Origin of the sequence: Methylobacterium trifolii (assembly GCF_022179685.1) — a bacterium.
Taxonomy (GTDB): Bacteria; Pseudomonadota; Alphaproteobacteria; order Rhizobiales; family Beijerinckiaceae; genus Methylobacterium; species Methylobacterium trifolii.
In genome coordinates, this window is the sequence record NZ_BPRB01000069.1 from 1 (window position 1) to 10,508 (window position 10,508).

Here is a 10,508-nt window from a genome sequence, read left to right on the forward strand (position 1 = left end):
CGCTTCGCGGGCCACCCTCCCCCGCAACGGGGGGAGGGACGCGCGGTCGAACGGGATTCCTTCGGTGACACGATATACCGCCCCTCATCCGGTCACGATCCGGTCAATCGCCGATTGACCGTAAAGCAATCGCCGTGCCTCGGGCCCCGGCGAGGTGTCGTTCCGCACCGATCCGGTCAATGCAGTCAAGTATTCCCGCCCATTCGCAACCCGCATCATGCCGTTTCAGGCGGCATCTGCACAGTCCTTGCGCGCAACGATGCGTCCGCGATCACCGGGCCGACATCGGCAATTGACCGCATGATTGACCGTATTCGTGAGCGGTGTTTCGCCCGAACAGTCGTTTGCGGCCGGCTGGCACGGGGATTGCCATCCTGTCGGGGACCGTCGCCGCAAGACGAACCGCGCCGGATACCAGACATCAGGGAGCCTCCGATGCCCGCCGTCAGCGCCGAGAAGCACAAGAAGGGCGATTACTTCGTCGACTACGAGGAGAAGGTCTTCGAGGACGTGAAGGCCGAGCCGGGGCAGAAGGCCCTGGTGACCTTCCACACCGTCGCCTTCGAGGGCTCGATCGGCTTCGTGAACCTGCTCCAGGCCACCCGCCTCCTGCGCAAGGGCTTCGACACCTCGGTGCTGCTCTACGGCCCCGGCGTGACGCTGGGCGTCCAGCGCGGCTTCCCGACGCTCGGCGACGAGGCCTTCCCCGGCCACCAGAACTTCAACAACCAGATCACCAAGTTCATCGGGGAGAGCGGCAAGGTCTATGCCTGCCGCTTCGCCCTCCAGGCGCTCTACGGCCACGGCGAGCCCTCGCTGATCGAGGGCATCCGCCCGATCGCCCCCACCGACGTCCTGGACCTCGTGTTGCTGCACAAGCGCGACAACGCCGTCGTCCTCGACACCTGGACCCTCTGAAATCGAAGCCGGCGGCTGCGGCCGCCGCCTCGTCGCGGGAGGCCGGCATGGGCGAGACACGCGTGGTGCGGGCGGCGGCGATCCAGATCGCCCCGGACCTGGAGAACCCGGAGAACACCCTGGAACGGGTGCTGAACGCGGCCGCGGAGGCCGCGGGCAAGGGCGCGCGCTTCCTCGTGTTTCCCGAGACCTTCGTGCCCTACTACCCCTACTTCTCCTTCGTCACGCCCCCGGCCCTGCAGGGGCCCGAGCACCTGCGCCTCTACGAGCACGCGGTGACGGTGCCCGGCCCGGTCACGCAGGCCGTCTCGGCCGCGGCCCGCCGGCATGGCGCCGTGATCGTGCTGGGCGTGAACGAGCGCGACCACGGCTCGCTCTACAACGCGCAGCTGATCTTCGACGCGGACGGGTCGCTGGCGCTCAAGCGCCGCAAGATCACGCCGACCTACCACGAGCGCATGATCTGGGGGCAGGGCGACGGGGCCGGGCTCGCGGTGGTCGAGACCGCGGTCGGCCGCGTCGGGGCGCTGGCCTGCTGGGAGCACTACAACCCCCTGGCCCGCTACGCGCTGATGGCCCAGCACGAGGAGATCCACGCGGCCCAGTTCCCCGGCTCGCTGGTCGGCCAGGTCTTCGCCGACCAGATGGAGGTGACGATCCGCCACCACGCCCTGGAGGCCGCCTGCTTCGTGGTCAACGCCACCGGCTGGCTCAGCGAGGCGCAGGTCGCCGCGGCCTGCCCCGACGAGAGGCTCCGCGGCGCCATGCGGGGCGGGTGCTGCACTGCCATCGTCTCGCCGGAGGGCCGGCACCTGGCCGAGCCCCTGAGGGCGGGCGAGGGCATCCTGGTCGCCGACATGGACCTGGCGCTGGTGACCAAGCGCAAGCGGATGATGGACTCGGTCGGCCACTACGCCCGGCCCGAACTGCTCAGCCTCAACCACGACGACCGCCCGGCCACCCCCGTCGTCACGCCCGTCGCCAAGCCGCCCTCGAACCGGAGTCCCGACCATGAGCGACAGCCCGCTGCTGACCGGCTCGAACGCCCCGGGCCTGAGCCCGCTGCCCCTGGCCGCGCCGGGCCTGCCGACCGAGCGGTTGATCGTCGCCCTGCAATCCTACGGCGTGAGGCTGGCTGACGCGCGGGCCGGGAGCGCCAGCCGCCGCGGCGGGGCGGGCCCCTCCGACCACAAGGCGATGACGATCTCGGGCCGCACGGTGATGGTGCCGGTCCACACCGCCACCGCCTTCGACTCGCCTTTCCTGGTGCGCCGGCCGGACGGGGACGGCGTCAGCCTGATCGAGCACGACGGGGCCGTGATCGGGCAGGTGACGTTTCCCGACACGCCGCGCTTCTATGCGCTGCGCACCTTCGACGGGGTGCCCTATTCGCAGATCGCGGTGCTGCACGGGCGCGACGTGCTCGCCACCACCGTGCTCCAGACCTGCATCCGCTACGCCAGCCGCGCCAAGACCTGCCGGTTCTGCGCCATCGGCCAGTCGCTGGCAGCCGGCCGCACCATCGCGCACAAGAGCCCGCAGCAGCTGGCCGAGGTCGCCCGCGCCGCAATGCTCCTCGACGGCGTGAAGCACATGGTGATGACCACCGGCACGCCGAACGCCACCGACCGGGGGGCGGCCGTGCTCTGCGAGAGCGCCTTCGCGGTCAAGGCGGCCGTCGACCTGCCGATCCAGGCCCAGTGCGAGCCCCCCGACGACGACCGCTGGTTCTCCCGGATGAAGGCCTCGGGCATCGACGCCCTCGGCATGCATCTGGAGGCGGTGACGCCCGCGGTGCGGGCCGCGATCATGCCCGGCAAGGCGAGCGTGCCCCTGGAGCGCTACCTCGCCGCCTTCGAGGCCGCCGTGCCGGTCTTCGGGCGGGGCCAGGTCTCGACCTACGTCCTGGCCGGGCTCGGCGACACGGCCGAGGCGATCCTGTCCATGGCCGAGCGCCTGATCGGGCTCGGGGTCTACCCCTTCGTGGTGCCCTTCGTGCCGATCTCGGGCACGCCGCTCGAGAGCCACCCCGCCCCGAGCCCGGACTTCATGCACGCCGTGCTCGGGCCGCTCGCGGGGATGCTGGCGCGGGCCGGCCTGCGCTCCACCGACATCAAGGCCGGCTGCGGGCGCTGCGGCGCCTGCTCGGCGCTCTCCAGCTACGAGGGACGCACGCCCTGATGTTCGAGCCCGTGCCCCCCTACCGGTCGAGCCTGTTCCGGGTGAAGTTCGCCAGCGCCCCTTGGGAGCGCCGGGCCTGCGCGGCCCTGCGCCGCCGGGTGTTCTGCGATGAGCAGGGCATCTTTTCGGACGGCGATCGCGACGCGGTCGACGAGCATGCCATCCCCATCTGCGCAATCTCGACGCTGGGCGGCGACCCGGACGCGGTCGTCGGCACCGTGCGCATCCACCGGAGCCCCGGCGTGCCGGGGGAGTGGTGGGGCTCGCGGCTGGCCGTGGACACGACCTGCCGCCGGGTCGGGGCGCTCGGCGCCGGCCTGATCCGGGTGGCGGTGTCCTCGGCGCGGGCGCGGGGCTGCACCCGCTTCCTGGCCCACGTCCAGAGCGGCAACGCGGCCCTGTTCGAGGCCCTGCACTGGGAGAGCCTCGGGGAGATCGCGCGTCATGGCCGGCCCCATCGCCTGATGCGGGCGGACCTCCGGCACTACCCGCCGATGCACGATGCCGAGCACGGCCTCGTCACCCTCCCGCGCCGGGCCGCGTCATGACGGCCCTGCCGCGCCTCGCAGACATCGCCCGCAGCCTGCGCGAGGGGCGGGGGCTGGCCCACAAGCGCGACATCGACGCCGTGATCGGCCGGCTGGGCCTGTCCGGGCGCGACGCCGCGGTGCCGGCGGGCGACGACTGCGCCGCGATTCCTGACGGGGACGGGCACCTGCTCCTGGCGATCGAGGGCTTTCTGGACGGCTTCGTCGCCGCCGACCCGTACTTCGCGGGCTTCTGCGGGGTGATGGTCAACGTGAGCGACATCGCGGCGATGGGCGGGCGGCCGATCGCCGTGGTCGACGCCCTCTGGAGCCGCGGCCAGGATTTCGCCGACCCGGTGCTGGCGGGCCTGAAGGCGGGCGCGGAGACCTTCGGCGTGCCCGTGGTCGGCGGCCACACCAACACCCGCACCGACACCGAGCACCTCGCCGTCGCCATCCTCGGCCGGGCGGGCCGGACCCTGCTCACGAGCTTCGACGCACGGCCCGGCGACGCGCTGATCGCGGCCATCGACCTGCGCGGGCGTTTCCGCGAGCCGTATCCCTACTGGGACGCGGCCACCGGCGCGCCGCCCGAGCGCCTGCGCGGCGACCTCGCCATGCTGCCGGGGCTGGCCGAGGACGGGCTGGCGAGAGCGGCCAAGGACGTGAGCATGGCCGGCCTCGTCGGCACCGCCCTGATGCTGATGGAATGCTCCGGGGTCGGGGGCCGCATCGTGCTGGATGCCGTCCCGCGCCCGGCGCACGTCGCCATGGAGCGCTGGCTCACCGCCTTCCCGAGCTACGGCTACCTCGTCGCCACCCCGCCGGCGCTCACCGAGGCGGTGACGGCGCGCTTCGAGGCCCGCGGGATCGCGGCGGCGCGGATCGGCACCCTCGATGCGAGCCGGGTCGCCCGCGTCGCGGACGGGGCGGAGGAGGCCGTGGTCTGGGATTTTCGCGCCAGCCCGCTCATCGGCTGCGGCAGGACGGAGTGAGCGACCCGATGGAGCGGCCCCTGCGCATCGCCATCCTCACCCACTCGACCAACCCGCGCGGCGGGGTGGTCCACGCCCTGGCGCTTGGGGAGGCCCTGTGCGAACTCGGCCACGAGGCCGTGGTCCACGCCCCCGACCCGACCGGGCGCGGCTTCTTCCGCGACGCGCGCTGCCCCGTCACCTCGGTGGCCGCCAAACCCGTGGCCGGAGCGACCGTGGACCTCGTGCGGGCGCGGATCGAGGATTACCTGCGCCACTTCGCGACGCCCGCGGCCTGCGACTTCGACGTGTTCCACGCCCATTGCGGCATCGGCGGCAACGCGCTGGCCACCCTGACGCGCCGGCGCCTCGTCCCCGGCTTCGTGCGCACCGTCCACCACGTGGACGCCTTCGCCGAACCGCAGCTCACACAGTGGCAGGAGCGGGCGATCTTCGACGCCACGCGCCTGCTCAGCGTCAGCCGGGCCTGGGCCGGAATCCTGGAGCGCGAATACGGCATGCCCGCCGAGGTGGTCGGCAACGGCGTCGACGGGCGCGTCTACACCGCCGCCGCCGAACCCGGCGACGCGGACCTCGCCCGCCGCTGGGGGCTCGGGCCGGGGCCGGTCCTCCTCAGCGTCGGCGGGTTCGAGGCGCGCAAGAACACACTCGGCATCATCGCGGCCTTCGCCGCCCTGCGCCGGAGCCGGCCGGACGCGCAGCTGCTCGTGGTCGGGGGCGCCTCGCTCCTCGACCATGCGGGCTACCGCGCCCGCTGCGAGGCCGCCCTCCGGAGCGCGGGGCTGGAGACCGGGCCGGGCCGGGCGGTGATCCCGACCGGGCCGGTGCCGCAGGCGGACATGCCGGGCTTCTATCGGCTGGCCGACGCGCTCGCCTTCCCCTCCCTCCAGGAGGGCTTCGGCCTCTGCGTCCTGGAGGCGATGGCCTGCGGCACGCCGGCCATCGTCGCCGACCGGGCACCCTTCACCGAGTATCTCGGGCCCGGCGACGCCCTGTTCGCCGATCCGGGCGATCCGGCAGCGATCGCCAGCGCCATGGACGCCGCCCTCGATCCGGGCGTGCGCGCCCGCCTCGTCCCGGCGGGATATGCCATCGCGCGGGCCCATGACTGGCGCCTGTGCGCCGAGCGCCACCTGCCGGCCTACCGGGCCTGCGCGCGCGCAGGCGCCCCAGGCGTTCCGCCCGCGATCGAGGCCCCGCTCCAAGTGCCCGGCCAGGTGCCCGGCCATGCCTGAGATGCGCTTCCGCATCCGCTGGCCCGACGGGCGGCGGGAGACCTGCTACTCGCCCTCCCTGGTGATCAAGGACCACCTCGCGGTCGGCCAGGACTACCCCCTCGACGACTTCCTGGCACGCAGCCGCACGGCCCTGGAGACGGCGAGCGAGCGGGTGCGCGAGCGCTACGGCTTCCCCTGCGGCCGGGCACTCGCCCAGCTCGCCCGGATCGAGGAGGCGGCGGCCCGGCAGGAGCCGGGCACCGTCCACGTCGAAGCCTTCGAGGAATAGTTTTGGGGGTTCCGGTCGCGCCCGAGGGGATGGGCGGGGGGATCGTGCCGATCAGGAGAAGCGACATGAGCCAGAACCGCCACCTGCCGGTCGTCGTCGTCGGGGGCGGGCAGGCCGGCCTCGCCATGAGCCACCAGCTTCGCGCGCGCGGCATCGGCCACGTGGTGTTCGAGAAGAACCGCGTCGCGCATACCTGGCGCACGCAGCGCTGGGACAGCTTCTGCCTCGTCACGCCGAACTGGCAGTGCCAGTTGCCCGGCTTCGCCTATGACGGTCCCGAGCCGCACGGCTTCATGGGCCGCGAGGCGATCGTCGCCTACATCGAGGCCTATGCCAGCCGCATCGAAGCGCCCCTGCGCGCGGGCGTCGGCGTCGAGGCGGTGCGCCCGCGGCCCGACGGCGGCTTCCAGGTCGCGACGGGGGAGGGCGGCTACACGGCGGACGCGGTGGTGCTGGCGATCAGCGGCTACCACGTCCCCGCGATCCCCGGCATGGCAGCAGGCCTGCCGCCCGACGTGCAGCAGATCCACTCCTCCGCCTACCGCAATCCGGCGCAGATGCGGGCGGGCGCGGTGCTGGTGGTCGGCTCCGGCCAGTCGGGCTGCCAGATCGCCGAGGACCTGCATCTCGCTGGCCGCCGGGTCCACCTCGTCACCGGCAGCGCGCCGCGCTGCCCGCGCGTCTACCGCGGGCGCGACGCCGTCGACTGGCTCGCCGAGATGGGCCAGTACGATCTGCCCGTCGAGCGGCACCCGCTGAAGGGGGACGTGCGGAGAAAAGCCAACCACTACCTCACCGGCCGCGACGGCGGGCGCGACATCGACCTGCGCCGCTTCGCCCGCGAAGGCATGCGCCTGCACGGGCGGCTCATCCACGTCGACGGCACCCGGGTCGCCTTCGCCGACGACTTGGAGAAGAACCTGGACAACGCGGACGCGGTCTATACCGGCATCCAGGGGGCCATCGACACGCACATCGCCAAGGCCGGCATCACGGCCCCGGAGCAGGCCCATTACCGGCCCCTCTGGCGGCCCGGCCCGCCGGAGACCACCCTCGACCTCGCGGAGGCCGAGATCGGCAGCGTGGTCTGGGCCACGGGCTTCCGGGCCGACTTCTCCTTCGTCGAGGCGGACGTCCTCGATCCCCGCGGCCTGCCCGTGCACGAGCGCGGGGTCACGCCGCTCGCCGGGCTCTACGTCGTCGGCCTGCCCTGGCTCCACACCTGGGGCTCGGGCCGCTTCTCCGGCATCGCCCGCGACACCGCGCACCTGGCCGACCACATCGCCGCGCAGGGGCAAGCTCTGGCCGCGCGGGGTCAGGCCCTGCCGATGGCGAGCTGAGAGGGCCCCCTCAGGCCCGCGCGACGATCACCCGCCGGTCGCCGGTCCTGCGGGTGAACCCGGTGGCGTCGAGGTGCTCCAGCAACGGGATCGAGAATTTGCGCGATATACCCAGAGCTGCCCCCGCCTCGCGGGCGAGGAACCCGGCCTCCGGATCGGTGGCGTGGGGGAACGCCTCGGAGAGCCGCGCGCGGGCGCCGGCCACGGCCTCCTTGTGGAACAGCACGGCCCGCCGCTGCACCCGGTCGACGGCGCGGATGACGATGCCGGCGCCCACGAGATAGGTCAGGGCCTCGCGGCGGCGCACGTCGCGGCCGATCGCCTCCGCCTCGTCCGGCGGGCTCAGGCCCGCGCGCCGGAACGTCGCCTCAAGGCGGCGCACGATCTCGGTCTCGTTGCGGGCCGGGTCGAACTCCGCCCGGCGGTAGAGGGCGCCGGCCTGGGCCGCGTCCCCCGTGGCGATCAGGTCGCGCAAGCCCGCGCCGACCACGGGCTCGGGCAGCGCCAGGGCCCGCACCAGCCGTTCGGCGGCGATGCCGTGCTCCATCGGGTGGTCGCGGTGGTGGTGGGCGAGGGCCGTGAGCACGGCCGCGCGCAGGGCCGAAAAGGCCGGGGCGCCGACGATACGTTCTCCCACCTCCCGGGCGCCCATCCCGGCGAGCTGGCGCCGGACCCGCTCCGGCGCCACGCCCGCGAGCCGGGCGAGTTCGGGCAAGGCCGCCCCGGCCGCGCCCGCCTGGGCGAGGCGGACGGCGAGCGCCTCGGCCGGCGGGCCGGCGGCGATGGCAGCGAGGTCGGCGGCCACCCGCGGGTCGTGCCGCCGGCGCCGGCGGCTTGCCGGATCGAGCACCCGGCCGCCGGCCACCGTCACCGCGGGGGAATCGAGGCGCAGGATGAAGGGCTCGCGGGCCGGCACCGCGATCTCCTCGCCCGTGTGCAGCTGCGCCTGCGCGGTGGCGCCGGGCTCCAGGGCCTCGCGGTCGAGGAGACGCAGGCGCGCGGGCACCTCGGTGGTGCCGAACAGCAGCCGGCAGGCGCTGCCGCCGGGCAGCAGCCCCTCGGCGCTCGCAGCCGCGGTGATCGCCACGTCGATCCAGCGGGCGGGCGCCAGCAGGCCCGGCGCGCACAGGGCCTGCCCGCGATGCAGGTCGGACAGCTCCACGCCGCGCAAGGCCACCGCCGTGCGCCGGCCGGGCTCGGCCGCCTCGACGGAACGGCCGTGGATCTGGAGGCCGCGCACGATGGCGGTCTGCCCCCCCGGCACGATCTCGACCGTGTCGCCGACCGCGAGGCGACCGCGCCGCAGGGTGCCGGTGACGACGGTGCCGAAGCCGGGGCGGGAGAAGACCCGGTCGACCGGCAGGTAGGGGAAGCCGTCGTCGCCCCGCGGCGGGGCCTCGTCGAGGAGGCCGGCGAGCGCTTCCGAGAGCGCGTCGAGGCCTGCGCCGGTCAGCGTCGAGGTGGCGACCACCACGGGCGCCTCCAGCCCGGCGCGGATGGCGGCCGCGCGCACCTCCTCAATGCGGGCGGCAAGGGCGTCGGGGCCGACGAGGTCGGCCTTGGTCAGGGCCACGACCCCGCGGCGCACGCCGATCAGCCGGGCGATCTCCAGGTGCTCGACGGTCTGGGGCTTGATGCCCTCGTTGGCGTCCACCGCCAGCAGCACCGCCCGCATGCCGGTGGCGCCCGAGACCATCGCCCGCACGAAGCGCTCGTGGCCGGGCAGGTCGACGAGGTCGATCTCGCCGGCTCCCGCGCGCAACAGGGCGAAGCCGGGCACGATCGAGACGCCACGGGCCTGCTCCTCCTTGAGCCGGTCGGTCTCGACGCCGGTGAGCGCCCGCACCAGGGCGGTCTTGCCGTGGTCGACGTGACCGATCACGCCGACGAGGAGGGTCTTCATCGCGAGCCACCGACCTGACGGGACAAGGATCGTTCACGCACGCCCCGGCCCCTGCCTGTGGACGAAGCGTGCGGGCCCCACAATCCGCGATCTCCGACGCCGGCTCCGCATCGAGCCGAACACGCCCGGCCGGTCGGGGCCGGTCGTGAGCGGGAGATTTGCATTGTGGACAATATGCTTTGGCACAAAGCTTCGATTCGGGAAAGCGGAGATTGGTGCACTGCACGCCACGATGGCGACAGCACCTCCCCCCCCTTGGGAAATGGCCCTGGCAAGCGTCGCAGTCTGGGTGATCTCTGGCGGGCCGTGCTAAGGAACGGCGCGGTCCGACAGGATTTGATCCCTCGGATGTGTGCATCGCGGGACGATCGGCAGCCTCCGGCCCGCGCAGACCCAGGCGGATTTCGAGGAGACCCATGAGCGCGCCGCGCGAGATCGAGTTGAAGCTGGACTGCACCGGGCCGGACCTGGCGGCGCTCGGGGCCCATCCGCTGCTTCAGGGGCAAGGGGATGGGCAAGGGGATGGGACGGGGGAGCCGGCCGGGCCGGAACTCCTGACCTCCACCTACTTCGACACCGCCGAGGGCAGCCTGCGCGCGGCCGGCCTCACCCTACGGGTCCGGCGCAAGGGCGACCGCTTCGTCCAGACCGTCAAGGCGGGCGAGGGCGCGGCCGGCCTGTTCGATCGGGCGGAGTGGGAGAGCGATGTCTCCGGCGAGGCGCCGGACCCGGCAGCCTTCGCCGACACGCCGGTGCCCGCGATCCTGGCCGGGGCGAAGTCCCCCGCGCTGGAGCGCCGCTTCGCCACGGTGGTGATGCGCACCACCCGCAGCGTCGCGCACGGGGCCTCGCGCATCTCCGCGACCCTGGACGAGGGGCGCGTCGAGACGGAATCGGGCGACGCCCCCTTGTGCGAACTGGAGCTCGAACTCGAATCCGGCACGCCCGCCGACCTGCTGTCCCTGGCCCAGGCGCTCGCCGAGACCGTGCCGCTGCGCCTGGGCGTGGTGCCCAAGAGCGCGCGGGGCTTCGCGCTGCTGGACGGAGACGCGCGCCGGCCGCGCAAGGCCGAGCCGGTCGTGCTGCCGGAGGATGCGAGCACGGCGCTCGCCTTCCGCCTGATCGCGCTGGCCTGCCT

Annotated in this window: 10 protein-coding genes; 9 read left to right on the forward strand and 1 reads right to left on the reverse strand. The window is 73.7% G+C overall.

Annotated elements, in window-relative coordinates; translation table 11 throughout:
* Nucleotides 1-435 precede the first annotated feature (435 nt).
* From COGEMETH_RS06705 to COGEMETH_RS06740, 8 genes are all read left to right on the forward strand, one after another.
* Nucleotides 436-918, forward strand: a complete 483-nt coding sequence (locus COGEMETH_RS06705; RefSeq protein WP_238181831.1) for an MSMEG_0572/Sll0783 family nitrogen starvation response protein — start codon at nt 436-438, stop codon at nt 916-918.
* A gap of 47 nt (nt 919-965) precedes the next feature.
* Nucleotides 966-2,057 (forward strand): Nit6803 family nitrilase, encoded by a 1,092-nt coding sequence (locus tag COGEMETH_RS06710; RefSeq protein WP_238181832.1) that lies wholly within the window; start codon nt 966-968, stop codon nt 2,055-2,057.
* Nucleotides 2,002-3,099 (forward strand): MSMEG_0568 family radical SAM protein, encoded by a 1,098-nt coding sequence (locus COGEMETH_RS06715; protein ID WP_238181839.1) that lies wholly within the window; start codon nt 2,002-2,004, stop codon nt 3,097-3,099. The genes COGEMETH_RS06710 and COGEMETH_RS06715 overlap by 56 nt, the downstream gene beginning before the upstream one ends.
* Nucleotides 3,099-3,647: an MSMEG_0567/Sll0786 family nitrogen starvation N-acetyltransferase gene (locus COGEMETH_RS06720; RefSeq protein WP_238181833.1), complete on the forward strand. Its 549-nt coding sequence runs from the start codon at nt 3,099-3,101 to the stop codon at nt 3,645-3,647. Before COGEMETH_RS06715 ends, COGEMETH_RS06720 begins: the two co-directional genes overlap by 1 nt.
* Nucleotides 3,644-4,621, forward strand: a complete 978-nt coding sequence (locus tag COGEMETH_RS06725) for a sll0787 family AIR synthase-like protein (RefSeq protein ID WP_238181834.1) — start codon at nt 3,644-3,646, stop codon at nt 4,619-4,621. Before COGEMETH_RS06720 ends, COGEMETH_RS06725 begins: the two co-directional genes overlap by 4 nt.
* A gap of 8 nt (nt 4,622-4,629) precedes the next feature.
* Nucleotides 4,630-5,856 (forward strand): MSMEG_0565 family glycosyltransferase, encoded by a 1,227-nt coding sequence (locus COGEMETH_RS06730; RefSeq protein ID WP_238181840.1) that lies wholly within the window; start codon nt 4,630-4,632, stop codon nt 5,854-5,856.
* Entirely contained in the window at nt 5,849-6,127 is a 279-nt protein-coding gene (locus tag COGEMETH_RS06735) for an MSMEG_0570 family nitrogen starvation response protein (protein ID WP_238181835.1), read from the forward strand. Before COGEMETH_RS06730 ends, COGEMETH_RS06735 begins: the two co-directional genes overlap by 8 nt.
* A 65-nt stretch (nt 6,128-6,192) precedes the next feature.
* The gene (locus COGEMETH_RS06740) at nt 6,193-7,467 is read left to right on the forward strand and encodes an MSMEG_0569 family flavin-dependent oxidoreductase (RefSeq protein WP_238181836.1); all 1,275 of its coding nucleotides are present in this window, start codon (nt 6,193-6,195) and stop codon (nt 7,465-7,467) included.
* A 10-nt stretch (nt 7,468-7,477) separates the two neighbouring features.
* Here COGEMETH_RS06740 and selB read toward each other — a convergent pair whose 3' ends face one another.
* Entirely contained in the window at nt 7,478-9,370 is a 1,893-nt protein-coding gene (selB, locus tag COGEMETH_RS06745) for a selenocysteine-specific translation elongation factor (RefSeq protein WP_238181837.1), read from the reverse strand.
* 416 nt (nt 9,371-9,786) lie between these two features.
* On the opposite strand from selB, the gene COGEMETH_RS06750 reads away from it, so the two are divergent.
* Nucleotides 9,787-10,508, forward strand: a 722-nt coding sequence (locus tag COGEMETH_RS06750) for a CYTH domain-containing protein (RefSeq protein WP_238181838.1), incomplete at its 3' end; no start/stop codon positions are given.

What these genes read in the sequence shown, in the direction of transcription:
- COGEMETH_RS06705 (WP_238181831.1), top strand. Translation starts at nt 436, where the DNA reads ATGCCCGCCGTCAGCGCCGAGAAGCACAAGAAGGGCGATTACTTCGTC.
- COGEMETH_RS06710 (WP_238181832.1), top strand. Translation starts at nt 966, where the DNA reads ATGGGCGAGACACGCGTGGTGCGGGCGGCGGCGATCCAGATCGCCCCG.
- COGEMETH_RS06720 (WP_238181833.1), top strand. Translation starts at nt 3,099, where the DNA reads ATGTTCGAGCCCGTGCCCCCCTACCGGTCGAGCCTGTTCCGGGTGAAG.
- COGEMETH_RS06725 (WP_238181834.1), top strand. Translation starts at nt 3,644, where the DNA reads ATGACGGCCCTGCCGCGCCTCGCAGACATCGCCCGCAGCCTGCGCGAG.
- COGEMETH_RS06730 (WP_238181840.1), top strand. Translation starts at nt 4,630, where the DNA reads ATGGAGCGGCCCCTGCGCATCGCCATCCTCACCCACTCGACCAACCCG.
- COGEMETH_RS06735 (WP_238181835.1), top strand. Translation starts at nt 5,849, where the DNA reads ATGCCTGAGATGCGCTTCCGCATCCGCTGGCCCGACGGGCGGCGGGAG.
- COGEMETH_RS06740 (WP_238181836.1), top strand. Translation starts at nt 6,193, where the DNA reads ATGAGCCAGAACCGCCACCTGCCGGTCGTCGTCGTCGGGGGCGGGCAG.
- selB (WP_238181837.1), bottom strand. Translation starts at nt 9,370, where the DNA reads ATGAAGACCCTCCTCGTCGGCGTGATCGGTCACGTCGACCACGGCAAG.